Annotated in this window: 15 protein-coding genes and 2 pseudogenes; 6 read left to right on the forward strand and 11 right to left on the reverse strand. The window is 66.5% G+C overall.

Annotated features, from left to right (window positions below):
• From G3I65_RS57890 to G3I65_RS44695, 5 genes and pseudogenes are all read right to left on the reverse strand, one after another.
• Nucleotides 1–637: pseudogene (locus G3I65_RS57890) on the reverse strand (transposase); the annotation flags it as partial.
• A gap of 792 nt (nucleotides 638–1,429) precedes the next feature.
• The gene (locus tag G3I65_RS44680) at nucleotides 1,430–3,340 is read right to left on the reverse strand and encodes a UvrD-helicase domain-containing protein (protein WP_160701467.1); all 1,911 of its coding nucleotides are present in this window, start codon (nucleotides 3,338–3,340) and stop codon (nucleotides 1,430–1,432) included.
• A complete protein-coding gene (locus G3I65_RS44685; protein WP_160701468.1) occupies nucleotides 3,337–5,289 on the reverse strand; it encodes an ATP-dependent endonuclease in 1,953 nt (650 codons plus the stop codon). The genes G3I65_RS44680 and G3I65_RS44685 overlap by 4 nt, the downstream gene beginning before the upstream one ends.
• A 517-nt stretch (nucleotides 5,290–5,806) precedes the next feature.
• Nucleotides 5,807–6,331, reverse strand: coding sequence for a hypothetical protein (locus G3I65_RS44690; RefSeq protein WP_160701469.1), 525 nt, complete (start codon nucleotides 6,329–6,331; stop codon nucleotides 5,807–5,809).
• 233 nt (nucleotides 6,332–6,564) lie between these two features.
• A complete protein-coding gene (locus tag G3I65_RS44695; RefSeq protein WP_160701470.1) occupies nucleotides 6,565–6,795 on the reverse strand; it encodes a hypothetical protein in 231 nt (76 codons plus the stop codon).
• Nucleotides 6,796–7,434: 639 nt separating this feature from the next.
• Here G3I65_RS44695 and G3I65_RS44700 point away from each other — a divergent pair.
• Nucleotides 7,435–7,604: pseudogene (locus G3I65_RS44700) on the forward strand (IS5/IS1182 family transposase); the annotation flags it as partial.
• A 246-nt stretch (nucleotides 7,605–7,850) separates the two neighbouring features.
• A complete protein-coding gene (locus G3I65_RS44705) occupies nucleotides 7,851–8,807 on the forward strand; it encodes a hypothetical protein (RefSeq protein WP_160701472.1) in 957 nt (318 codons plus the stop codon).
• 237 nt (nucleotides 8,808–9,044) lie between these two features.
• Here G3I65_RS44705 and G3I65_RS44710 read toward each other — a convergent pair whose 3' ends face one another.
• Genes G3I65_RS44710 through G3I65_RS44725 form a run of 4 tightly spaced genes read right to left on the reverse strand, consistent with a single transcriptional unit; the run spans nucleotide 9,045 to nucleotide 17,437 of the window.
• Entirely contained in the window at nucleotides 9,045–11,681 is a 2,637-nt protein-coding gene (locus G3I65_RS44710) for a pPIWI_RE module domain-containing protein (RefSeq protein ID WP_160701473.1), read from the reverse strand.
• Complete coding sequence (locus tag G3I65_RS44715) at nucleotides 11,669–15,046, reverse strand: hypothetical protein (RefSeq protein ID WP_160701474.1); 3,378 nt, start codon at nucleotides 15,044–15,046, stop codon at nucleotides 11,669–11,671. Before G3I65_RS44715 ends, G3I65_RS44710 begins: the two co-directional genes overlap by 13 nt.
• Nucleotides 15,039–16,052 carry a hypothetical protein gene (locus G3I65_RS44720; RefSeq protein ID WP_160701475.1) on the reverse strand — a complete coding sequence of 338 codons (1,014 nt, stop codon included), beginning with the start codon at nucleotides 16,050–16,052 and terminating at the stop codon, nucleotides 15,039–15,041. The genes G3I65_RS44715 and G3I65_RS44720 overlap by 8 nt, the downstream gene beginning before the upstream one ends.
• A gap of 5 nt (nucleotides 16,053–16,057) precedes the next feature.
• The gene (locus G3I65_RS44725; protein ID WP_203612679.1) at nucleotides 16,058–17,437 is read right to left on the reverse strand and encodes a PD-(D/E)XK nuclease family protein; all 1,380 of its coding nucleotides are present in this window, start codon (nucleotides 17,435–17,437) and stop codon (nucleotides 16,058–16,060) included.
• 228 nt (nucleotides 17,438–17,665) lie between these two features.
• On the opposite strand from G3I65_RS44725, the gene G3I65_RS44730 reads away from it, so the two are divergent.
• Nucleotides 17,666–18,562 carry a serine/threonine-protein kinase gene (locus G3I65_RS44730; protein ID WP_160701477.1) on the forward strand — a complete coding sequence of 299 codons (897 nt, stop codon included), beginning with the start codon at nucleotides 17,666–17,668 and terminating at the stop codon, nucleotides 18,560–18,562.
• On the opposite strand, the gene G3I65_RS44735 is transcribed toward G3I65_RS44730, so the two are convergent.
• A complete protein-coding gene (locus G3I65_RS44735; RefSeq protein ID WP_160701478.1) occupies nucleotides 18,547–20,406 on the reverse strand; it encodes a tetratricopeptide repeat protein in 1,860 nt (619 codons plus the stop codon). The genes G3I65_RS44730 and G3I65_RS44735 overlap by 16 nt on opposite strands.
• A gap of 613 nt (nucleotides 20,407–21,019) precedes the next feature.
• Nucleotides 21,020–21,967 carry a hypothetical protein gene (locus G3I65_RS44740; RefSeq protein ID WP_160701479.1) on the reverse strand — a complete coding sequence of 316 codons (948 nt, stop codon included), beginning with the start codon at nucleotides 21,965–21,967 and terminating at the stop codon, nucleotides 21,020–21,022.
• 81 nt (nucleotides 21,968–22,048) lie between these two features.
• Here G3I65_RS44740 and G3I65_RS44745 point away from each other — a divergent pair, with 81 nt between their 5' ends.
• The 3 genes from G3I65_RS44745 to G3I65_RS44755 all read left to right on the forward strand — a co-directional run bounded on the left by G3I65_RS44745 (nucleotide 22,049) and on the right by G3I65_RS44755 (nucleotide 24,823).
• Complete coding sequence (locus G3I65_RS44745) at nucleotides 22,049–23,434, forward strand: site-specific integrase (protein WP_255482072.1); 1,386 nt, start codon at nucleotides 22,049–22,051, stop codon at nucleotides 23,432–23,434.
• A gap of 385 nt (nucleotides 23,435–23,819) precedes the next feature.
• Entirely contained in the window at nucleotides 23,820–24,443 is a 624-nt protein-coding gene (locus G3I65_RS44750; protein WP_375336771.1) for a DUF2637 domain-containing protein, read from the forward strand.
• A gap of 200 nt (nucleotides 24,444–24,643) precedes the next feature.
• Nucleotides 24,644–24,823: a hypothetical protein gene (locus G3I65_RS44755; RefSeq protein ID WP_160701481.1), complete on the forward strand. Its 180-nt coding sequence runs from the start codon at nucleotides 24,644–24,646 to the stop codon at nucleotides 24,821–24,823.
• The last annotated feature ends 81 nt before the right edge of the window (nucleotides 24,824–24,904 follow it).

Consider the following 24,904-nt stretch of genomic DNA (forward strand, 5'->3'; position numbering starts at 1 on the left):
AGGTCGTCGTGCACCGGCGGCCCCGCCTGGCGGGAACGGCCTTTCTTCCTGGCGTGCAGCGAGAAGATCTTCTGCATCGAGCAGATCCGCCACACCCGGTTCTCCGAGGCAGTGAACCCGCGGCGGGCGAGTTCGTCAGCGATGAACCGGTACCCATCGGCCGGATCGTCGGCATGGATCTCGAGCGCGGCGTTGATCAGATGCGCGTCGTCGAAGTCCCGCTGACAGACCGGGGCAGCGCACCACTGGTAGTAGGCCTGCCGGGAGATCCCCAGCACCCTGCACGTCACCGCGGCCGGCACCCGCACGGGGGCGCCGGCCGCGGCCAGTTCACGGACGAGCGGGAAGGCTATTTTCCCGGCAGATTGCCCTGCGCCAGGTAGGCCGCGGCCTTGCGCAGGACCTCGTTCTCCTGCTCCAGCAGCCGGTTGCGTTTACGCAGCTCGCGTAGCTCGGCGGACTCCTCCCGGGTCACTCCGGGCCGGGTGCCGTCCTCGACGTCGGCCGCGCGCAGCCAGTTGGCCAGGCACGATTCGGAGATCCCGAAGTCTTTGGCGACCTGCTTCAACGGGGTCTCGCCGCGGCGAGCGACGGCGACGACGTCGTCACGGAACTCGCGGGGGTAGGGCTTGGGCACGATGACATCCTTCCAGGCGAGGCCGAAGCCTCACAGGTGAGGTGTCAACCAGACCCTGGGCAGACCCTTTCGGAGCAAAAATGATCTTGTTGTAGATGCCTGACGGCGAGAGGGTCGTCGCGGTAGGCCTCAGATGACCAAGCACACGTTGGCCGGAGCCCAATTGCCGCCGGCGCCGAGTGTCGCTTCGGTCGGGCCGATGGCCGCGATTCGATCCCTGTCGTTGCGGGGCGCCCCCGTGGAGGTGCTTCGGCTGGCTCGGCGGTTGCTGTTGGCGTCGAGTGTGGTGGAGTTGGCGTTGAACGCCGCCGAGCCTCTGATCGTCAGTGAGGTGGGGAAGGCGTTGTTCGATGCGGTGGGTCCGCTGTTTCTAATCGACTGGGCGGAGGTGGGGCTACTCCTTCTGCAGGCGTCGGCTACCGGGCAGCTGCCCGTGCCGCCGACTCGGACGGTGCCGTGGCAGAGCGAGAGAGCGAGAAGGTGGATGCTGAGTTGCTGGAGGGCGCTCGGCATGAGGACCGGCGGTGTCGTGAGCGTATCAGCGTCCGGTATCTGCCGAGAATCTCCGTAAGCCTCCTGGCGTGGGCGCAGGCCGATCGCGAACGCTCGTGAAGCTGGTACGCGCAGCGCGGAGTATCTTCGCGCAGCGGATCCAGCCGCCGAGAATGGTCTCTGTTGACCTTCTGCCGCCTCTGCCAGAGCCCAGGCTCGAAGAATGCGGTGCCGATGTGGTCGCCGAGGTCTCGTATTGTGTGTCATAACGGTCGTAGCAGCTGACCCGCGGACCGGATCTCACCCCATGCGAACGAACGGAACTCCCGCCTGGTCCAGTTCCTCGTACAGGTCAGCGATCCGGGTCGGTGCCCCACGTTCGTCGCACTGGGTGAAGATGAGCCTTTCGGCGGCTCGGGATACGCCGACAAAGAACGCCATGGTGGACTCGACCGTGTCGCGGGCATGTGCCCACCACTGCTCGCCATCCAGCCCGAGGAAGAAGACGGTGTGATACTCCAGGCCTTTGCTGCGGTGGATGGTCAGCAGAGGGACCGCGTTGTCGTCGGTGAACGCACTGGCGAGCTGATCCCAAGACTGGATACGCCCGATGGCACCGGAAAGACGGATCTTGAACGCCTCGAGTGTCACCGCAAGATCCTCAGGTCTGTCAGCGAAGACACGCTTCTGAGCAATGTCGTCGTAGTTGAGAAACGTCATGAGCTTTGCGACGAGTACGTCCGTGAGTTCCTCGGTGTGATCGGCGGCAGGTCCGTCGACCGCATCGTCGAGTGGGGTGGCTGCGAACCAGCTACGTAAGTCGGCCAGAAACGTCGAGAGCGCGTCGTCGACGCTCGACCCTACTTCGCGGTTCAAGTCACTAGGCATGACTCGGCTCAATGCGGCGACGACTTCACGCCAGGCCTTCGGCTGACCGCCTCGAGTGGCGCCGAGGCGAAGCAGCCCGATGAGCAATCGCGCAAGATCGTCCTTGAGGAGATCCTGGAGCCGGAGATCGCCAACTTGAGAGTCGTCATTGCGAAGCTTCAGCCTCTGCGCATCGAGTGCCCGCGCGAGGTCGGGCTCGAGGTCAGCCACGCGTTGACGCGCGATCATCGCGTACTCACCCGGCGCGCGTCCCGACTGTTCGATGTCGGCCGCGATCCACGCCGCGACGGACTCGGCTTCGAGCTCGGCAGTGGGAAACGACCAGATCTGCACCGGAGACTCGCCGACCTGGCTGGTAACCTGGGACAGCTGTTGGCGGCTGGTTGTGTCGAGGCGCGCCGCGAAGCGATGCTGCAGATCGACCAGTTCTTGGGTTGAGCGGAAGTTCCAGCTCAGCTCGAACGCCTCCGCGCCGAAGTCCTCTTCGAACTGAGCGAAAGCGTCGGTGAGTGCGCCGGCCCAGCCCATGATCCGCTGCTTGCGGTCGCCGACGACCGTGACAGTGGTGCCTTCGCGTGCGAACACCGATTTCAAGAACGAGTACTGGGCATAGGTCGTGTCCTGGAACTCGTCGACGAACACGTAAGGGTAGGTCGCGGTAAGGGCGCGCCGGAGCTGCGGGCTTGTCCGGATGACCAGCTCGGCCAGCCTGTTCAGCATGACGAAGTCGACTGTCGGGACATCGTGGGCCTGGTACTTCTGTGCCCACCACTGATGTACAGCGTAGTCGACCGCGGTTGCCGGTTCGCGCGGCTCGGGTTCTAGGGCGTAGGCGCCCATTCTCTCGGTCAAGAATCCGGCTTGCCGGATGCCGGCGATGTCGCTGCGGAACTCCTGCGGTCCGGCGACGGCGAGGTTGCCGAGAAAGTCGCGGACTTCGGCCTGGCTGGCGTACCCGATCCGGTAGGCGCCGCGGAGCTTCCAGGCTTGCGGCAAAAGGTCCTTGAACCGGTCGACGATGGACTTGGTGAACGCGTCGAACGTCATGGAAGTGAATCTGTCGGCATGTTCAGGCAGCCGAGTCCGTACACGCCGGCCAAGGTTCGCTGCGGCGTCGCGCTTGAAGGAGATCGCGAGGATCTGCTGGGGAGGACGGCACAGCCCGGTTTCGAGCAGGTAGCTGGCACGTTGGGCGAGGAACTCCGACTTTCCGGCACCCGGCCCGGCGGTGATCGAGGCGGTACCGGCGCGTAGCGCGTCCCAGGCGGCGGGTTCGAGGTTCTCGATATCGCGCGGGCGCCAGTCGGCAGGGTTGGTTCTCATGTCGGGTCGACCGCCTGCTCGATACGGTCCAAGAGCCGTGCGAGCGGGCCCTGGAGATCGGCCAAGGCAGCCTCGTCCACGTGGGAAAGGGCACGTAGGTGGGTGCCCGGCTTGGATTGTGTGAGGAACAGATATCGGTACCAGCGCAAGTCGTCGGTCTTCCGTTCATCTGACCAGTAGGCAACGTCCGGCCGTACGTCGGGATCGCCGAGAACGGCGTCACGGGGGTCGCCTCTGCCACTCGGCCCCCGCTGTCCGTCCTCGAGGTGGTCGGTATAGGCGGACTTGAACCTCTCCAGGAGGTGCATGTCGAGGTCGAGCGGTGCAGAGAAGTAGACGCCCGACTTCTCAAGGTGCTTGAGCCAACGCTTGAGCTGGTCGAGGTCGAGGTCGACGATGTCGTCAGGCGAGGCGAAGCCGTCGATCTCCTCGGAGCCGTCGAACGGGTCGATGCCCACCGCCTGCAGTTGCGTGCAGACGTCTTTGATGCGCCCTTCTCCACCGCCGGCGCGGCCCCAGTCGAGGTCGAGGAGCGTGGCGTGCGGGATGCCGAGCTGGCTGAGGAGCCGCCAGAAGTGGTTCGTGTGACGTCCGCCGAGCAGGACGACGGCGACGAACGACTGATCGATGTGCAGGCCCCTCGCTTCGGCTAGTTTTGGAAGAACGACCTGTTCGGAGGCACCTTCGCCGAGAACGACGAAGCGAGCGAAGTACAGCTCGGGGTGCGCTCGAACAGCCTCACGGAGGTACTTGCCGTCGTCGGTTGAGTCGTCGGGCAGGACGATCTCGCACACCCGGGTTGTCCGGGTGGTCTCGTCAAGCCGGAAGTGCCGGACCTGCGCAGGCGGGATGCGCGAAATGACGCTCGCGGAGTGGCTGGAAATGACCGCCTGCGCACGGCCGGACGCGGTCACGTCGAGGAGCTGCTGGACCACGCGGGAGAGGAAGAACGGCGCCAGGTTGTTCTCCGGCTCCTCGATCGCCAGCAGGGTCAGCGACGGCAGGGCTGTCGCGGTGATATCGAACCTGTCGTCGTGTTCGCCCGACGCGATCGCTGCTTCCAGGTCAAGGGTCGCCGCGGTGAGTGCGATGTGGAGCAGGGACTGCTGGCCGTCGCTGAGTTCCCGTGCCGATCGAGTCCGCCCCGTCGGGGACGGCTCAAAGTACATCTCGGCGTTCGCGACCAGGAAGCCAACATCCCTGCTTATCGGCTCGAACAGGGGATTCTGCTCCGAAGCGACGCGGTGGAGCGCCTGCCAACGCGCGGAAATCGCCCGTGTCACCGTCTCGACGACCGCTTCGTCCTTGAACTTCTCGGAGAGCTCGGCGGCGGCCTCACCCACGTGCTCTTTGAACGGCTCCGACCACTGGCTGGCGCGCCAGAGGCGTCCGCGCAGGAAAGCAGTGACCTGACGTGCACCGTCGCGGGTGGCAGGCACATACACCATCTGGATGTGGCTGCGCTCCGGGTCGCGAAGCTCAACCCAGTCCTGGCCGTAGTCCTCGTTGAAGGTGTGGACGACACGGCGGCTGTGTTCGATGGTTCCGGCAACCGAGCCGTCGGCCGACCACGAAGCATCCAGGACGATCCGAAGCTTCAGTTGCCCCTGGTCATCGGCGGTCATCTGCGCGAAGAATTCTGGAACACTGCGCGAAGCGGCCACGGTGTCGGCGTCCTCGGCGAGCTCCGGAAAGGCGAAGACGGCTTCGATCGTCAACGATCTCGTCTGCGGCGCCTCATTCTCGTCATCGGGGACGTGAAAGTCTTCGACACGGATACGCCGCTGGTCGCCAACGACGCTGAACAACCTCAGCAGCGCCTGACAGGCAGCGGTCTTCCCGGCGGCGTTCGAGCCGAGCATCGCGGTAAGCTGCCGGTCGAAGCGAATCGTAGTCGCTTCAGGGCCAAAGCACTGAAAGTTGATCAGAGTGAGCCGCTCAAGGAACATTCAGCGCGACCTCCCGTCTCGGACCAGTGGACCTTCGCCCAAGGACAACCCGCCGCAGGACACCCGCTTGTGTTTTATGCGTCGTCATGCACTGTGACAGCGGGGCGCACGACCGCGGCTACGAGGGTGTCAGCAGTCTTCAGCTGGGTGCTGGCCATGGTGATCAGGTCGCGAAGTACCGGCCGCCTGTTACATCTGGTGGCACAGGCGAAGGCGGGGACGTGGCCAGCGGGGCTGTTGTCGTACCGACATCGTCGAACACGTCGGCTGCCACGCTGAGTCGGCGCCGAGGCCCCTGGCCACACCGGTCGATGGCTGGTCGACAGCAGGCATCTGCGGCACCATAGCCATCCGCGGCTGTGCAGCGGAGACTTACGGTCCGGCCAGTCGAATACGTCGCCGCCGCACAGCTCGCCGGCCCGGTCGTCCGTGACGCACTTCCGGGGTCTTGGCCTTCCGAACACCGGCCGATCGACCGCCATATCTCCCAGGCGAGCGGGCGCTTTGTCATCTGCCCTCAGCCGCCAAGTGCCGCCCGATACTCCTTCGCCTTATCTGGCGTCAGGAACCGCGACACCCGCACCAGCACACCGCCCTTCACGTAGTCGTACTCGCCGACCGCGGGCATCCCCTTCGCGATCGACTGGATGAAGTCCATCCGCGCCTTCGCTCCAGCCTCGTCCGCGTACACCTCCACGGAGCCGCCGCGCTCGACCGCGTCCTCCTTCGTGTACTCGACGTCGTCGGCCTTGACGCGCGAGTCCGAGAACGCCGTCTTCGACGTGTAGCCGTTAGGCCGACCGAGCAGGTGGTTCGGGTCGTCCTCCGCGGTATAGGTCTTGAACAGCTTCACCGTGGGGATCTTCTCGGTGAGCGTCTTCGTGACGTCGTCGGCGGACTTCGGGCCGCCGGCGGCTTCAGCTGGGGCGACGACGCCAGCCGAGTCGGTCGCCGTGGGTGCGCCGCCTGGGCTGCTGCACGCAGCCAACGAGAGTGCGGCCGCCGAGACGCCAACGGCGGAAACGATACCACGGATGATCACGAACCCCTCCAACATGATGATGGTCAACGCCGATATGTCTCACCGGACAGATCTTGTGTTACGGCAAGCAATGAACTTGTGACCGTGGTGCTTAGGTGCCGCGCGGGGCCGACCTGGCTCGATGTCCGGCGTGACGCCCGCGCTCGCAGTGCCCGATCCTGGGAGCAGGACCGCGTAGGTTAGGTCGTCAGCGCGGCAGTAGTCACAGCGGAGTGCGGTGTTCGTGGGTCCGGTTAGCCGTGCCCGCAGAGGCCGCTGCTGCGGACCGCGGCGACGATGCGAGCCGCTTTGCTGGTGTCCACCTTTGCGGAGCCGCCGTCGAACTCCTGGCGGGTGTAGTCGGCCACCTTCGCTTCGTCGCCCTCGTACCGATCGAATGAGTCGCACACGTTTTTCGCGCGGCTCAGCGCGCGGTCGGGCTTCGCCACCAGGTTCGGGTCGATTCGGCTGAGCGCGACGATCACCCTATCCTCGGCTCCTGCCTGGGCGGCCGCCGTCCGTGACGCGGACGGGCTCGGCGCGGGACTGGGCGCGGGCGTCGGCGACGCCGTCGAGCAGCCGGCCACGGCAACGGCCGCGACGACCACGAGAGCGATCTTCCTCATGACCTTCGGTCGCGCCGCCCCGTTCCGCCGTTACGCCCTCACCGCGCCCGCTCGCCTCGCTGCAGGTCGCCGACCCCTGCGAGCCGCATCCGTCGCCGGGACCACCGGGCTGAACAGATCCCGAGACTTCTTGGCCATGATCGCGCTGCTGTGACGGTCGGCTGACCGGTATTCCACCACCGACCATGCCGGCCGACCTGGCGGCGTTATCCGGACCAGACGTCACGGACGATCGCTTGCTCCCGGACGACGATCGTGTCGGCCGCTCGAAGAAGACCCACAGCGGCCCCAGCGGGGACCCACAGATCAACAAAGCCCACCGACAGCGACCCTGAAATTGCAGGGAAACCGTTGGTGGGCTTCGCTTTCCGACTGTGCGCCATCAGGGACTCGAACCCCGAACCCGTTGGTTAAGAGTCGTGGGGTTGACGTTCCTTTTCGCTTCGGAAACGTCTTCGCGCTTGCGATCCGTCTTCGTGTGCCGACCTGGGTGGCGCCTCGTGGATGAACAACTACGGCAACTTGGCCGCTGCACCGACCACGACGGCGTCATCGTCGACTTCTATCTGCACATCGCCGCCGCCTTCGTCGCCGTCCGATGCCTCATGCAAGCAGCCCGCAACGCCAACCGCTGGGACACCCGCCCCGCCACCCGCCGCCTCCGGTAACCCCTCTACTGCCGGAGCCTCCTACTATCGCGGAGGTCGCTCACAGTAGTCGGTCGTGGTTCGCCTCGGTCATGGGCGTCGACCAAGTTCGGTGCGGACGCGGGTGAACTGTGCTAGCGTGGCTTTGCGCCACGAGGTCTGCGGAAGCACCCGGACCATCAGTGCATACCATGACCTTTGTTGATGGGCTTTCTGTTGGCGCGTGCTGGCGGAAGGCCTAGTCGGCCTGCGCTATCGGAGACCTCCATGTCCCTTGACGACGATCGGTACGAGGTATTTTTGCCTCACCATACGGCCAGCAAGCACCGCATTATGGCGATCACCGGCTTCCCTGGTCACCCTCAATTACTTGCCTTGGCCACCGTCTCCAATGCCACCGCTGCGCGGCGTCTGGCGGACGCTCTCAACTCTCATCTGCTTGGTCGTCGAAATCACGTTGAACGTCTCGATGAGTCGTTGATCGGCCTGCCTGAGAGTGTCGTCGCGACGGTGCGTCAACTGCCGATTAAGCCTGCTCAGGGCACACATCTGGGACGGGCACGGCTGGCGGACCACCTGCATGGCGACCCCATTGATGGGATCCTGATGTTCCCGACCACGTCTTGCGCGTCCAGTGAGTGCGTCACTTGCGGAAACTGTGTCGACGACTGCCAGGATTGCGAAATCTGCGAGGAAGGTGCGTGTGTGGACTGTGTCCGGCCTGATCTGACTCCCCGCACTGCGAGGGTGCTGGCCGCGGCGGGATCGATACTTGCAGACCAGTATTTTGACCATGCTGAGGAGTTGAACGCCGGTCATCCGTGCACCTTTGGTGAAATTGTGCCTGCCATCATGCGCAAGCAGCCAGTCGAGTTCTTTCGCCGCATGGCTCGTATCTTCGATGACCTGACCGACGACCTGCAAGACGGGGTCGAGCCACGTCCACTAGACATGTCAGAGCAGATCGCTCTGGACCTGATGATCCAGGAGGCGGAGGTCCTGTTCGAGGACCCGGACGTGATCGATAGCTTTGTTCAGGGCTTGCCGGAGACGCGGTACGACTACGATTTCAACAGCCTCTACGACGCGCTTTTTGAGGACATGGACCACATTGGCTTGTTGTCCTCGAAGAATGGCCCCAATGCGCCCGGCGAGTTGGAGTTCCTGTTCGAGCCATTTTATGATGGCGAGCAACGCGACCCGAATCGCGGCTTTCGCCGCTGAAGTTCGCGCCTGTAACCCTTTCGCGTCCGGCATGGAGGTCGGGAACGTGGTGATCGCGGCGGTTCAGCGATCCGAGAACGGCAGTATCGAGGGCAAGGTTGCGTGCTTGCATGATCATCACCTGATGGACAAGGTGGTGTCCGAGGCCAGGTGCCCGCCGCATTGAAGAAGGGGTAGCAATTCGACTGCGCCTGTGTGGTTGTCGCCGCAGTGCCGACCGGCGACAACCACACGTCGTCATTCTGGCGAATCTCTTTCCGCAGACTGCGGATTCAGGTATTGCTCTGCGAGCTTCGCCAGGTGCATCGGCAGTGGACGTGACAGCGGGACGTATTCGTCATGGAACCTCATTTGGTGGGTGATCGCTGCCCACGTCACTGGGGTGTCCTGCGATGGGCAACCCAGGACGGTCAATTCAAGGTACTGCGGGTTCCACGCCGTCACCGTGGCCGAGGGAGCCCGGCCAGGCTCCCGGCCGAGCTTGCGGAGCCCACGGGCAATCTTGGGAAAGGTGCTGGGAACGTCGGCCGTGCTCGCGAATACCCGATTGTCCGGCAAAGCGTCCGGCGACGCCCAGAGGCCGGTGCCGAAGCCGGGCGTGTCGTTGTCCTTCCCCGGCGCATACCACTGCGGGACCTCGTCCCTGCCGTTGCGGTCGCGTAGCAGGACAACCCGCAGGTGCTCGCCGAAAGCGCCCAATCGTTGATCCGGTTCTCTCGCGAAGCCGAGCGTGTCCCGCACCAGGGTGCGATTGCTCAGCCACCGCCACGAGTCCCGCATGTTTCCGGCGTTTGCCATCAGGAGTGTCGGCCGGTCCCGGACCTGGAAGAGAATGGCGCGCACGCGCCGTTCCACGTCGGTGCGCTCGTCCTCGACCGTCGGAGGCCGCCACAGAGCGTTGGTTTCGGCATCTGAGCCGGCCGCGAGCGAGACGAGGAAGTCAGCGTAGGGAATCCAGTCCTGCGCGCGGTCGTCCCAGGCCCGGACCGGATGTTCCGGGTCGGCGGGCCGGATTCGCACCGCGACGAGGTGCCGACTGGCGCGCTTCGTCTGTGCGGTGGTCTGTTTGCGCGCCACCCACAATGCGACGTACTGGAGTTTCTGCGGAACTCCCGTTCCTGCCCGGTGCGCTGGTGCTGACGAGGCGCCGAGCTGGCGGAGCCCGTCTCGGCACGCGGCGTCGGCACGGATCGCTTGATCGTCGGCGTCGTCCTCGGCGATCTTGATGAACTGGGAGAGCCGCCTGGTGTCCGCGAACCCGAGGCGCAAGGCGAACTTCGGGTCTGTTCCGGGGCTGGTGAACCGATCGGGACCGGGGATCTCGACCAAGGCGAGGCCCGGCCGTCCCGTGCGAAGAGGAAACCGCGCGGCGACGGACGCTCGTCGTGCGCGCTGGGCCTCGTCGGCCCCGGTGCCTTTGTCCTGCGCGTCCGGCGGGGCTTTCAGCGCCGTGGCGAGAGAACCGGACTCGGACAGCACGAGGTCGACGTCGAGGCCATCCACGGACCAGCGGCGTAGGTTGCCGTCGCCGAGATCAGTCACCCCGAGCAACTCGGCGAGCTGACGCAGCAGATGCTCGCGGGTCTCCGGGTAGACGGTGACGATGTCGACGTTCAGAGGCGCTCCCGCCAACGCAGCGCGCAGCGTGGCCCTCCGTGCGGACACCGCTCGCATTTCGACCGTCGCACGTCGAGCAGTGTCCTTTCTAGGCACCTTCGGGAGCATGACTGGCTTGGTGACGCGGAACGCGCGGGTCAGCGATGGCACCCGGCGGAGCCACGGACGAAGCCCGGCCTCGACCCACTTGTCGAGGTGAGCCCGTTCCCCGGGCATCAGGCCGGCACCGATCGTGTGCTTTCCCATCATGGTGCTGTGGACCACCGCCGCGGCCACGTCACCTTGTCCGTCCAACCAGGCGCGCGGGTCCGCGATGAGGTCGTCGGGTTTCGGGAACCGCCGGACGATGTCGAGATCGTCGATGATCTCCATGGGGCTCTGGCCTCGCCACATACAGCGCCCGTCGGAAGGGGAGAACTTCATCGCATTGCCGACGAGCCGGACACGGCGCTTCCCGGTCTCTCCGTCCCAGGGGAACGGCAGGTCGAACAGGACAGTGGCGCCGCGACCGCGCGGAATCCAGACCGGGGTGCGGGTCACCCACCGGCGGATTCCCGACGACACGTGCACCCGGAACGAGGGCGCGAACGGGACTGTGTGGAGCGTGATCCGCAACCGAGCCGAGTAGTGGTGGTCCTGGCCGTTCTTCCGGAATGTCTGAGGAGGCCACGACACGAGCTCGGCTCCGTGCTCGAGCCGGACTGCCCGAAACCACATGTCCGTATCCTGCCCCTCGGCACGGAAAGGACGTTCTGCCAGGCGTAGAGCCAGCAGTTCCGGCAGCAGTGCGTAGAGCCGTTGATGGGGTGATGCCGTCCCGCCCGGGGAGATGTCGGTGCCGGACAGCTCCACCGGAGACGTTGACCACTCCGGTTCGGTCTGCCGGACGGCGTCGAGCACGCGGCGGGAAGCGGCTTGGTGCTCGGTCTCCGGCCGGAGCGCGGCGACCCAGCTCAGGAACGCGGGGAGGACGACGTCAGCCGGGAGCGGCTCGCGTGCGTAGAGCCACGGCACGGTGCTGTCGGCAGCGGCGCCGCGTCCGGTCGCGAGTACTCCCGGCGCCACGGCGCGAAGAAGGCCGTCGAGTTTCCGGATGGGCAGCCCGGCGAACGGATCCCGGCTGCGCCAGCCCAGTGCGCACAGGTCGGTCAGCTCGCTTCGCCACTGCTCGGCGAATGTCGTTACGTGGAAGTCTTCAACCCACGGGCCAGCGCTGGGATCGGGCTCGTACGCGCACGGCGTGATCAAGGAGTGCATTCCGGGTTCCTGTCGTTGAGGAGACGGTCCAGCGCCGCCCAGAGCGGCCGATAGAGTGCGTCGACGATGTAGCGGTCGTGGGCCGGCACAGTGGAGTCCGGTGTCAGGTAGGGCGTCAACACGGCGTGGATGTTGTGCAGCAGGCTGGTCTCGGGCGTCTCGTCGGCCGGCCTTCCCGCGGCTGTTTCCGGGGCGAACGCGGCGTCGACGAACACGACCCGGGCGGGCACCCCGCCGCGCACCAGCCTGCCGATGACCTGCCAGATGAGCACCAGCAAGTCCCACGTCACCGAATCGCGGTCAGACCCCAGCGAGGTCCAGGCGAGCGATCGGGCGAGGGCCCGGTACCAGCGACTTCGTGCCTCTTTGCGGAGCGCGAGGGCACCTTCGTCCAGATCTGCCGCTTCGCTCAGCCGTTCGGCGAACTCGGCGGTTTCGGCGAACCGCACCAGCCAGTCGTTCACCGTGTGGACGGCGAGCCCCAGATCGTCGGGTCGGGGGTTGGGCCGAGCCAGGAAGAAGACGCTGCCGATGGCGGCGACCTTGTCGTCGTTCAGGATGTTGTGCCCGCGCTCGACGGCGAGCAGCGGTGCCACGAGCACTTCCGCATCGGTGTGGCGAAGGGTGTCGACATCGCCGCGACGCAGAACAGGCGCCTGCATTTCGTCGTCGCTTCCGATGGTGACGTCGACGTCGTCCGACACGAGCCGCAGTACCCGCCCCCGCCACCGCGGGCTCAGGGTGTGCAGTGCGTTGGCCGCCCGTTCGGCTTCCTCATAGCTGCCGACCAGCAGGAGGATCCTCCGCCGGGCATCCGGCCAGCGGCGAAGCTCACGCTCCAGGATGCTGCCGTCGTGGTCGTGCTCACCCAGACGCGTCACCATCCGGCTCAGGACGTCCGGTCGCTGGTCGAGACCGGCGCCGGACAGCTGCAGCGCTTCGGTGCCGCGTCCGCTCCGGAGGAATTCGAAGCGCATTTCGGTACCGTCGACCACGGCTTCGACGTGTTCTTCCTCCGGGAGCAGGATGGTGCCGACGGGCACCGGCACGTGGTAGCGGCTGGAGCTGCCCGCCCAGCTACTCCCCGACATCAAGAGCACGTTGGTACCAGGACGGCCGTCCACCAGGGGAAGCTCCGGCAGCGCACGGAGCAGCTCCCGTCCGATCCCACTGCACCGGAAGTAGCGCAGCTCTCCGCTCTGAACTCCGTGCCTCGGCGGTCCGTCCACGATGAACTGGAAGCCCAGCACGTTCCCCATCGGCGCTTCCGGGACGATCGGGCCGTAGTCCGGCGGCCGCTGGTACATGTCGTTGAAGCCCAGTTTCAGAACTGATTCCACCCGCGGCCACATCGCGTTCATCAGGGCCAGCTTCGGTTCTAGCGCAGAGAGCAGCAGGGTAAACTCGAACTGGCGCCGTTTCTCGTCCAGCCAATCCGCGGGATCCGGTGCTGGCTTGTGTCGGCGTCCTGCCGGCCCGGGTCGCCCTTGATCCTCGTAGGCCAGTTGCAACTCGGACAGCTTCGAGGGCAGGTCGAACAACTTCACCAGGAAGTCGCTTAGTTTCCGCCGGGTCGCAGGCTGGCGCCCGGTGGTGAGCAGTTCGTTGACCAGCGCCGTGAGCTCCTGGTTGGTGGCTCCCGCGCGATCCCCGAACGGGTTGTCACGGAAGTCGTCGAGCAGTTCCGTGAGCTGTCGACGGGGCTCGTTCGCGTCGACCATATCGTCGGGGTAGCGTTCCTCGATCAACCGGAGCTGCAAGGTCCAGGCGCTGAAGTAGCCCGTGCGTACCCAGTCGCGGAGGCCTCGGTCGGCGACCAGCATCGCGTACAACCTGTCGGTCGTCGTCGTGATCGTGTTCACCGCAGCCGTCCAGTCCTCGACGTCGTGGTGGGACAGTTGCGTGCGGGCGCCCTCGAACAACTCCCGGTTCTTGTGGCTGACCAGATCGTCGAGCAGCGACCTGCTGTCCGAGCCGCCGACGAGGGCGACCGCGGGGGCGAACATTCGGTCGAGCTGCATCTGCACGCGGTCGGCTTCGTCGATGATCACCAAGTCGCTGCGCCGGCAGGCGGCCTCGAGGTAGCGGATCTTCTCGGCGTTCTGCGGCCGCGGCACCGAGGCGTCCACCAGGCCGGCCGGGGTCGAAACCCAGATGGTGGCCGAGACCAGCTCGTGCGCACCGCGGTGCCGCGGGCATCCCGCCCAGTACGGGCACGTCACCGGCACCGTCGACCACTCCCGTTTGGCGTCGGACCGAACGGTGCGACGGTGCAGGCGAGTGCATGGCGCCTGGTTGAACGCGAGGACGTCGTCCGGGTCGCCGATGAGGGCGTTCACCGTGCACGAGGTGCTGAGGTACCCGAACCCGGCGTCGTCGTGGGCGAGGACGTTCGCCTCGCCGCGACCGGTGAGCCTGCGGTGCATGCGCTGCGCGTGCCGTTCCTTTCCGGACGCGCCGAGGACAGGTGCCGCCTTGCCGCCGGTGTACACGTTGTAGAGCCTGACCAGCGCCACGGTTTCGGCGACATCCCCGACCACGACGGTGATCCGGCGTCCTTGCCGGGCGAGGTGCACCGTCAGCACGTCGCGCAGCGTGCTCTTCCCCGCACCGACGATGCCGAGGAGGTGCTCGACGCCCGCGATCGTGAATGCGCCGTCAGGGCGGAAGGTCGAGTCGCCCTTCGTGCGGAGCCGGACCGAACGCAGACGGCGCGCCCAATGGTGGCACTCGACGGCGTCCATGCTCTCCGCCGTCGTGATCAAGTCGTTCCAGACCACGGCTATCGGTTCGCCGTTGCCCGTCGGGCGGAGGTCGACGTCGTGGGCGGCAGGCCGGGGGAGGTGCCCGGTGTCGGGCAGGTCGACGCGTACCGTCGCCCGCCCGGCCTGGAACCGGTGTGGCCCGCGTCGGGCGAAGGTCGCCGGGCGCCCCTCGAACGGCGGCGCCGCGGCCAGCAGCCGGCCGTACGAGGCGAACCGGTCATCGGCGATGCCTTCGGTCGGCAGCCGGACGATCCGGACGTCCGGCCGCGGCACGTCGAAGGCTCGGAACTTCCGGGCCAGTTCTTGATAGGTGGCCAAGGCATCGTGCCAGGCAGTGCGCCGGCGCAACGTCCAGAGCGTGAAGCGCGCCGAGCGAAGTGCGGTCATCGCCTCCTCGGTGCTCGCGAGCCCACGGCCACGCGCGTACGGGATGCCGCAGAACAAGACCCAGGCCCCGCCCGCAGCCTCGTCGGGATTCGTTCTTTGGTGGAGCAGCAGGCCCAGTTCGACATCGCACAGCAAAGCCGCCTGCTCTTTGCGGAGGCCTGCTTCTTCGAGGTCGCGCAAGACAGGCGCGAGCACGACTCCGGGGTCACGCATCATGGTTCCTTTCGAGCGCGCCGGCCAGCAGTTCGCTCTCGGTTGCGAGAACGACCCGCGAACCGGGCGGTAGGTTGTCCGCGAAGGCCTGACGAGCAGCCGGCGCGGTCATCGCGGAACCATCCGGGATCACTGCGACGTCTACGCCGTCGGCTGCGGCATCGAGGGCCAACGCGGACGGAACAAGCCGGTCGTAGCTCCGAAAAGTCAGTGGACCCTGGCCGGGAAAGCAGACTTCACGGCGTTGCGTGGGGCGATCCACCGTCCGTACCGGGACTCCCGTCGATGTGAAGCCGTCGAGAACCCGGATGTCCAATGTGGATGGTAACGTGACAAAGAGTCGGAGCGCGGGATGGAGCAGAAGCACTCGGGCGGCCGGGAATCGCTGCGCTGTCCGGCCACCTGGTGGGCAGGTCTCCCGCTCGCACCACCTCATGTCTTCACCCGCAAGATCGTCCGTCCGGGCGGGGAGTCCACAGTCGCACAGGGCGACCCGGCCCCGGACGATCCACGCTGCCGAGGCCGGCCGGTAGAGGGGTTTGACGAATTTCATTACGTGCGCTTCCCTGGGATTCTCCATGAACAGCTTCCGCTGGGTGTCCGGTCCGACGAGTACATGTGACTGCAGGAATCGAAGCCGTTCTGCAGCCTCACCGTCGGAAAGATCGGCGAGCGTCTCCGTCATGATCTCGTCGGCGACGGCCGCCAGCCCGGCAAGCTCGGCGCAAGCCCGGGTCCGGGTGCGTTGGACCGGATCGACCAGGGCGAGACCTCCGTACGCAGGCCCGAATGGAACGGGCCAGTGCTGCGCCGTGAGGTCCGTGCACCACCGGATGAGCTCCGGTATTCCGGCCGGGGGCGTGCGTTCGTGGTCGAGGCAATCCCTGACGACCAAGTCCAGCGCGTACTGGCTCTCGTCCGGGTACGGCGGGATAGACGGCCCCGCACTGTCGCGATCGGACAGAGCGTTCACGCCGCGGGCGACGTGGTGGAGCAAGGTCGTCATGTCCGTCATCCTGCACCTTCGGTCGTTTCCTTTGCGGTACACCACTGGGCCACTTCACATCCGGAACAGTGGCGTCCTGGCACGGGGACGAAGCTGTCGTCGTTCTGCCAACTGCTAAAGGACTTGCGTACCACGGTCTCGGCATGCGCGAGCACCTCCGGCGTTCTCGGGTCGAGCGTGTAGAGGTCGGCGCCCGCCGGACGGAGCACCTCCAGCTCGACCCGGCCGATCCCCAGCCCGAATTCGGCGCGGGCGGCGAGGACCGTGGCGAGGGCGAGCTGTGGGTATTGCTCGATCCATGGTCGTGTCCCACGGCGCCCCGAGGCGGAGGTCTTGACTTCGCGCCAGACCCAGGCGGTCCCGTCGTGATAGAGGAGGTCGGGCTTGGCCAGGACGACCGTGTCGGCGTCGGTGTCGTCGAAGACGAGGTCGGGTTCCACCCGGAGGTCCGCGGGCTTGCTCGTGTGGCGGACCGGGCAAACGACCGCGTGGTGGCGAAGGAGCACCGCGCCGAGTTTCTGGTCTTCCTCGGTCAGGCTGAAACCGGGAGGTACCCAGTCCACGGGGATCCGGGTGTCGCAACGGCACGCGGTTCCAGCGTGCCTGTTCTCGAGGTACCGGTGCACGGCTCGCCCGCGTTCGGCGGCCGGCCCGCGCTCGACCTGCTGGTCGACGGGCAGACGCTGTCTGCGGCCGTAGTCACGAGCCGGGCAGGTGGCGTGGTTGCGCGCCGAAGTGGCGGACCAGCTCCGACGGGGACGCCGGCGGTTTCGGACGCCGAGGAGGCCCGGGGTCCGGCGAAGTTCCGGGCACACCGCGGCGAACGGGCAATCCGCGCACGCAGCACCCGGCCGGTAGACGACGGGGTCTCCGGCGTCGACGAGCTGGGCGAGCGCCGTCCGGCCCGACACCGCGTACAGATCGAGTGCGGCCTGTCGCGAACCGTCGAACAGGATGGCCGAACGGCCGTCAAGCATGCCGAACTGACGGATCGTGACGTGCTCTGGTGGTGTGCCCGGGCCGCCGGCCGCCAAGACGAGCGCGGCGACCGCGATCTCAGCATCGGTCCTCGCCCGGCCGTCGAGGCGGTTCGCTGGCAGCCGCACCTCACGCAGGGTGCCGTCGGCGGATCGGTAGCAGCGACCCCAGACGGTGATCCGGTACTGCCGCGCTCCTCGCTGGTCAGGCTGGGTGAGCACGGTCTCGTAGACCCATCGCTCACGCAGAGGCTTCAGCGCGTCGTCCTCACCGGGCGGGAACGCCTTGCGGTAACCGTCGACGGCGTGGTTGGTCCACTGCCGGACCGAATCGTGCATCGAGCGCCTGGCAACCTTCGCGAGGGCGTCCTCGACGGTGGCTCCTTGGTGCTCGACGAGGTCGAGCACGTCCATGAACGGGCCATTCGCGAAGGTCTCCAGCACCTCTGGCTTGCGCGGCACCGGTGTGTCGGCCCGGTAGCGCGGCCGGGCCGCCAGTGCGTCGCGCGCCGGGCAGCGATACCGCGCTGGCCCGAGCATCCCGACCGAGACCTTGATCAGGCCGGAATCACCGGACACCCCAGCCGGGGGGCGCCATGACGTCATTTCTTCCTTCTTCCGTGAGAGCATTCCGGGATGTTTCATCCGGGTGAGGTAGTCGACGGCCGCTACGTTGTGGACGGCGTACTCGGGAATGGGAATTCAGGCGAGGCCTACCGTGTCCGGGACCGGCGAACAGGGGAGCACCTCGTACTCAAGATCCAGATGCCCCGCCTCTTCGAGGACACCGCCAGCTACGAGGAATACGGCAACGAGATCCTCAACGAGGGGTCCGTTGGGGGTCAGCTGAGCGAAGTACCGGGCCTGGTCCTGGCTCGCCCCGGCGGCGACCACATCAAGCGGCAGTACGTGGTCATGCCGGACGTCGGTGGCCGCGACCTCGTGGATTTCGCGGCCGATGAGGGTGCTGTTTCGTCCTTGCGAACGGCCGCGATCATCGCCCAGCTGTGCGGAACCCTCGGTGAGTTGCATGCGCGGGAGTGGTTCCACCGCGACATCAAGGCCGAGAACACGCTCATCGCCCCTGACGGGCGTGTTTGGCTGATCGACCTGGGCAGCGCGGTTCGGCGCGACGTGGCAGCCACGCCCCAAGGCACCGTCGGGTATTCCGCGCCGGAGGTCATGCAAGGTGCTCCGGCGACCGTGGCGTCTGACGTGTTTTCGCTGGGTTGTCTGCTGTTCAAGCTGGCGATCATGAATCTTCCTTATGCCAATGAGACAGGGCTCCCCCCGGCCCCGGACCCACCATTCCCGGACCGGCTGAAGGCCGAGATCGCGGCGCTTGCACCGCAACTGCGCGCAGTGGGGTTCCGCATGATCGCGTGGGACCCCGCCGATCGCCCGCAGAGTGCGGACGAAGTCGTCGGAGAGCTGGCCGGGCTCCTCCCGGGCCCCGCTGCGCCACCCCGGCCGGGCCGCGAACCCGACCCCGTGCTCAGGTACTGGCTGGCGCGTCATCAGAACGCCTCCTGAGCCTTCGTCAGGGCGTTGTCGATCTGTTCGAAGGCAGCGGTGTCGCCGAGTTCGTCGTAGAGCGCGCGGGCGCGGCGCAAGGCCTGTTCCTGTTCGTCTTGGCGGCCGTCGAGCCGGAGAACTTCGGCCAGGCGAACCAACGTCCGAGCTTCGTGGCTTCGCCGGGTCAAGGACCGGTAGGCGGAGATCGCGACGTCGTAGGTCGCGGCGGCCCGTGGCAGGTCTCCGCGGTCCGCGTGCACGTCGCCGAGCACCACCAGCACGGCGGCTTCGGCGTTCACATCGCCGACCTGGGCGAACCGTTGCCGGGCTTCTGAACATGCCTGCGCCGCACGATCGTGCTCGCCTTCGGCCAGTGCGACCCGCGCGAGGCCGCTGAGCGCGTCGGCTTCGCCGGTCTCGTCGGCCAGCCGTCGGAACAGCATGTGGGCCTTCTCGAACTCGGCGTGGGCACTTGGGTGCTCGTCGCGCGCCAAGTAGACGGTCGCTAGTCCGAGGTGTCCGTAGGCGAGGCCGCGCTCGTCGCCGGCCTGCTCGCTCAGCCGGACGGCGTGCCGTTGCGCGCCTTCGGCCAGCGTGTACTGCTTCATATTCCAGCGAGATCCACCGAGCATGCGGTAGACCATTGCCTGGTCAGCCGGGCCGGCGACCCGCCCTGCCGCTTCGGCCGCTTCGCGCAGATAGCGGTCGGCGTCGGCGAACTTGCTTCGGCGCCACTGGTAGGTCACCTGCGTCATCGCCAAGAGCCAGGTGTACTGGTCGGCCCCGCTCTCGACCGCTGCGCGCAGGGCAGCGGTGATCGTCGAATACTCAGCATCCAGCCAGCTCATGGCGTCCTGCGCACTCGGCGGCACCGCCACCTCGCCCTTGGCCGGCGTCGGTATGGGCAGCTCCCGGTCGGGCACGAGCGCCCGGTCGCAAGCCCAAGCGTGGTGAAGGAGGTACTCGAAGGCGGCCGAAGCGACCTCCTCGATGCGACCTGGCTCGAGGAGGCCGGCGAGCTCGAGCCCGTAGTCACGGACGAGGTCGTGCATCGCGTACCGCTCATAGACCGGCTCGTCGAGCAGATGTGCCGCGACGAGATCCGCGATCTCGGCGGTACAGGTCCTGCCCACCAGGTCCGCGGCCGCGTCCAGGCTGATCGTCGGGCCGGGGTGCAGCGCGAGCACGGCCCACAGTTCGGCGGCCGCGCTGGTCAGCCCGTCGTGGGAGTAGGACAACGCGACCCGGACGTCCAAGTCCGGCTCGCGCCCCAGGGAAAGTGCGTCGAGCCTGGTCTTGGTCTCGCGGAGTGCGTCGCGGATGGAGCGAACCGCGTCGGCGGGGTGCCTGGCCAGCCGCGCGGCCACCACGGCGAGGGCCAGGGGGAGTCCGCCCACCAACTCCGCGATTTCGCCGACCAGGTGCCCGGCGTGGCGCATCCTGTCCGCACCCAGCGACCCGGACAACATCGCGACCGCTTCGGGCCGCGCCAGGGGCCGCAGAACGAGAGGCCGCGCCCCCTCCCGGGCGATCAGGCTCTCCAAGCGGAGGCGGCTGGTGACGACTACGGAGCACCCGGCTCCAGGGAGCAAGGGCCTGGCCTGGGCGGAATCCCGGGCGTTGTCGAGTACGACGAGGACTGCCCGGCCCGCGGTCGCCGTTCGGAAAGTCGTGATCAACCCGTCGAGAGTGCTCGTAGGTGCCTCGACGTCGAGGTCCTTGAGGAACCTCGCCAGGATCTGCTCGGGGTCTTCCGGCGAGAGCGCCCCGAATCCGTTGAGGTCCGCGTACAACGTCCCTCCCAGGAACGCGGCGTCTTCGACACCCTTGGCCCAGGTGCGGACCAGGCTGGTTTTGCCCACACCCGCCATGCCGGAGACCACGGCGATACTCGAGACTCACGAGGGCTGGTCCAGCGGGATGGACGATCAACGAGTCGGGGTGACATGGCATCGATCGACATGGCTTGGGCGCTCGTCACGGGAGCGCGAGGCCTATTCAGTTGAGCATGTCAATCACCCAAGTGGCTGGGTCTGCCTGGCCGTCTTCAATAACTGCGCCGCCCGCCGGAGGCGGGCATATTCTGCGCTGCGACGTCGGCTGCAAACTGGTTGTCGCCGGTCATCGCCACGAACGAGGGAGCATTTATGCTCCATAAACGGCGACGATCGACGTCGATTGACACCGAATCAGAGCATGAGCGAATGCAAACATCCCAGCTAGGTTGACTGACGTCGACCCACGCCTGGAACCTCCAGCTAACCGGAGGATTTCTGGTTCGAGTGAGCGAGTGGAGCAGCCGTTCGATGACGCGTTCACATGCCTGCGTAGCGACCTTGCCTGCGGGTTGCTCAGCTTGGTGCTTCCCCGGGAGTGGCCGGGAGAACTCTTGCCGAGCCCATGGCGGACTCGGCGGTCGTGCTGAAGGCGCTTTGGGACACCCATGCGGTTCGGCGTCCCGGTTGTTGATCTCGTTCAGCGGCGGAAGGGGCGTCGGGGGTCTCGTGGTTCCATGTTGAGGAACCGTTCGAACCAGGCTTGCGGTCGGTAGTCGCCGATGCCGAGTTCTCGATTTTGGTCGGCGTCGGGGTTTTCGATGCCGTCCAGTTGTTTGCTGAAGAGTGTCAGGATGTCGAGGTCTTGAAAGAGTGTTTCGGTGAGGACGTCCCAGTCGTGGTCGTCTTCGTGTTCGGGCAGGTCTGCGTAGCCTTCGGCGAAGGTGGCCCAGTCGTCGTCGACGGCGGCTTCGGCGGAGCGGAGGATGAGGTGCAGTGCCATCTCTTCGGCGGGGCAGCGGGGTTGCGGCCAATGGCCGGCGGCGAGGTCGTCGCTGAGGTCGTCGAAGGAGCGCGCGGCTTGGCGGCGCCAGACGGCGTTCTGTCGCCAGGTGATCCGCGGGAACTCGTCGAACACTGACCAGGCACCAGTGTCGTCCACCGGCTCGTCACCGTGTTCGAGGACATCGTCGTAGGCATGGTCGGCCAGGATTCCGGCTGCGGTCCACAATGCTGCTGCCGTTCGCGGTGTCAGCTGGAAGCCGCTGCAGTGATTGCAGTCGTCCGCGCCGCAGGTGCATAGGGGTAAGAGTTCGGCGAATCGCGGCCAAGCCGAGAGCGGTACGCCGAGTTCGTCGATCTCGACCACGGACTCAGTGGCTTCGACAAACTCGATGCCGGCACGGTCATCGATCACGCCGCCCGCGTCGATGAACCACTGCACCGCGGCGACGGCGTCGCCGCGGATGTGGTCCTGCTCGTCCTGCCGGACCTGGGTGACGCTGAGGTCGCTGTCATCGGAGACGGAGAACTGTGTTGCCTCGATGTCGGCGAGCGCGGCTTGTTCGAGTGCGTTCTCGTCGGTGATGTCGACGATCGCTTCGACGGTCACCTTGACTCGGCGGCTGCGTCCCTGGGCGCGGGTCATTCGTCCAGGCTATCCCGGCGGGCAGCTTGTGGTGGTCGACGACGCGGAGGCGCACGCTGAGGTGGTCATAAGGAGGTCGTGATGGGACGAGCGGCGGTCTACAAGCGGTGCGGGTGTAAGACACGAAAAGAAGCCGGCGGCGAGCCAGGCGCCCCGTGTCCTCAGTTAGCTGAGCGCGGGCACGGGAGCTGGTACTTCTCGCTGGAGCTGCCGTGTGGCCGGGAGGGCCGACGGCATCGGGTGCGTCGTGGCGGGTTCCGGTCCCGTGCGGCTGCGGAGCAGGCGCGGGCGTATCTGCTCGGGGCTGATGTGGTTCCGGGGCGGAGTGCGGTGACGGTGGGGCAGTGGTTGGACATCTGGCTGGAGATGCGCCAGACCCTGAGCTTCAACACCCGCCGCCTGTATAGCCAGCACGTGAATGACTATCTGAAGCCCTACCTTGGAAGTACGCCGTTGCGGTCGTTGACGGTGGCGCGGGTGCAGGCGATGTTCGTGGCGTTGGCCCGGGCGAACACGACCCGGGAGCGGCCGCTGTCGGCGGCCACGTTTGTGCGGATCCGGGGGACGTTGCACGCGGCGCTGAACGGCGCGATCCGGGTGGGTTTGATCGAGCGGAACCCGGCGCACCTGGTGGAGCTGCCACCGGGACACCGGCCACGCGCGGTGGTGTGGACCGAGGCGCGGGTGGCCCATTGGCGGGCCACCGGTGAGCGTCCGCCGGTGGCGGTGTGGACGGCCCGGCAGACGGCCGAGTTCCTCGAGCACGCGCGCGGCCATCCGATGTACGTGCTGTATCTGGCGGTCGCGTTGCTCGGGTTGCGGCGGGGCGAAGCGACCGGGTTGCGCTGGTGCGATCTCGACCTCGATGCTGCGGCCGTGCAGGTATCGCACCAGGTCCAGGACCGCGGTGGTCGCACGGTGGTGTGTCCGCCGAAGACCGAGGCGAGCGTCCGCACGTTGGCACTGGACCACGGCTTGGTGGCGGCCCTGCGGGCGCTTCGAGCAGAGCGGCGGCAAGAGCAGGGGGAGGAGCCGGTCGGGTTCCTGTTCACCAACCGGTACGGCGGGCCGCTAAGCCCGGGCTATGTGACGCACACCTTCACCCGGCTGGTGGCCAAAGCGGGGTTGCCGCCGATCCGGTTCCACGACCTGCGGCACGGCGCGGCGAGCCTGTCCCTGGCCGCGGGCAACGACCTGAAGGTGGTGCAGGCGTTACTCGGGCATTCCAGCATCGTGCTTACCGCCGACACCTACACCAGTGTCCTGCCTTGCCTGGCCCATCAGGCCGCGGAAGCAACGGCGGCGCTGGTGCTGGCAGCGGCCCGCGACGCAGCGGCGTCGTTGCGCAGCCGGGGAAGCGGGAAACAACACCGGCGAAGCAAAGGAGGCGGCGGCCGGAACAAGAAGGCGAAGGACAAGACCGGCAAAAGGCGGCCACATTCGGCCCCACGCCGGTCCCACCCATGATCGAAGCCCACCAGCAAGATCCTCTTGATCAAGGATACCCGCAGGTGGGCTTCGATTCAGTGAAGTGCGCCATCAGGGACTCGAACCCCGAACCCGCTGGTTAAGAGCGTGCGCTCTCGGGCTCCCCTCGGGCTCGCAACTGCCGGGCCGTGTCGCATGGTCCGAGCTCCTCGTTGATGCTTCGTGATCGGTCGCGCGGGTGTGGTGGGAAGGCTTCCGAGCCCGCGAGTAAGGCGATGCGATCGTGACACGGCTTAGGGAATGGCTTGCTCAAGACCTCGCCCTGTCCGTCCAGTGCGCCTGCACCGGGCTGGTTGCCCTCGGCGCGGCGTACGCCTCATAGCGTCACGGACGTGACTTCGCACTCCGCTTCGGCGCGGACATAGTGACGGCGTCGACCTGGCCGCTCTTGGTTGATGGTCTGTTGACGATTGCCACGGTCGAGCTGTGGAAGACCCACCGCGGTGGCGACGGGGCGAGCCGGTTGGTGGCGTGGCTAGCGTTCGTGTTCGGCATCTGCCTGTCATTGGTGGCGAACATCGGCTCGGTGTCGGCCTTGGGCATGTTGCAGGTCACCGTCGCGGCGTGTCCGCCGCTGGTCTTGTTACTGGCGGTCGAGTTGTTAAACGGTGCGTTGAAGCAGCGGTCTCGCGAGACTGGCTCCGGGACCGTCCGCACTGCTAGTGAGACGTCCGGTCAGGCTTTCGAACCAGGGACGGACAACGAGACCTTGAGGCCGATCATGGTCTCGCCGTCGAGTATGGAGGACTCCGATCGGGCAGCCGAGCAGCGGATGTGGGAGTACTACGTCAGGGAGCGGTCCTGCGGCCGCACGCCGACAGTCGCCGAGCTGGATCGAATGGCTGGCACGCACAACTACGGTCGGCGGATTCTCCGGAAGTGGAGGACCGAGCAAGATCGGCAGAGCAACCGCCCCGAAAGTGCTGTGGCGATTGGTGCAGCAACGACGTCTGCAAGGTCAATCGTTCACACGGGCTCGCCGTCGTGATGTTGATACGCCGGTGGCGCGATTCACGCAGCAACCTCACGGGATCAAAGGTGCCGTGAGCAGCAGCGTTCGCTCGGTGTTGTTCGTCGATTTTGTGGGCGCAGGCGGGACTGTGACCGCCATTTTGACGGGCGGCATAATCGGAATGACATGTTCGGCCAAAGGTGTGCTCCTGGCAGGGAATGTGTCACGATGGTGGGGTGAAGACACTCTCGCCGCGTGTCTGGGGCACCGCTGCTCTGGTGTGCTCAGGCGGCGCACAGGTGCTCGCAGGAATGGTGGGAACCCTGTTCTGGCAGCTGGTGTTCCTGCTGCTCACGGTGCTCAGTTTGAGTGCCAGTGGGTGGATTGCCGCGCTGGCTCTTCAAAAAATTCGATAACTTGACTCGTAGTACAAAACTCTTCCTCCGCAATATCTGCTAGGCAAGGTGGCCGAACCTTCGCAGGAACACAGTCAGTTC

Origin of the sequence: Amycolatopsis sp. SID8362 (assembly GCF_010550475.1) — a bacterium.
GTDB lineage: Bacteria > Actinomycetota > Actinomycetes > Mycobacteriales > Pseudonocardiaceae > Amycolatopsis > Amycolatopsis eburnea.

What these genes read in the sequence shown, in the direction of transcription:
- G3I65_RS44680 (WP_160701467.1), bottom strand. Translation starts at nt 3,340, where the DNA reads ATGAGAACCAACCCTGCCGACTGGCGCCCGCGCGATATCGAGAACCTC.
- G3I65_RS44685 (WP_160701468.1), bottom strand. Translation starts at nt 5,289, where the DNA reads ATGTTCCTTGAGCGGCTCACTCTGATCAACTTTCAGTGCTTTGGCCCT.
- G3I65_RS44705 (WP_160701472.1), top strand. Translation starts at nt 7,851, where the DNA reads ATGTCCCTTGACGACGATCGGTACGAGGTATTTTTGCCTCACCATACG.
- G3I65_RS44710 (WP_160701473.1), bottom strand. Translation starts at nt 11,681, where the DNA reads ATGCACTCCTTGATCACGCCGTGCGCGTACGAGCCCGATCCCAGCGCT.
- G3I65_RS44715 (WP_160701474.1), bottom strand. Translation starts at nt 15,046, where the DNA reads ATGCGTGACCCCGGAGTCGTGCTCGCGCCTGTCTTGCGCGACCTCGAA.
- G3I65_RS44720 (WP_160701475.1), bottom strand. Translation starts at nt 16,052, where the DNA reads ATGACGACCTTGCTCCACCACGTCGCCCGCGGCGTGAACGCTCTGTCC.
- G3I65_RS44730 (WP_160701477.1), top strand. Translation starts at nt 17,666, where the DNA reads ATGTTTCATCCGGGTGAGGTAGTCGACGGCCGCTACGTTGTGGACGGC.
- G3I65_RS44740 (WP_160701479.1), bottom strand. Translation starts at nt 21,967, where the DNA reads ATGACCCGCGCCCAGGGACGCAGCCGCCGAGTCAAGGTGACCGTCGAA.
- G3I65_RS44745 (WP_255482072.1), top strand. Translation starts at nt 22,049, where the DNA reads ATGGGACGAGCGGCGGTCTACAAGCGGTGCGGGTGTAAGACACGAAAA.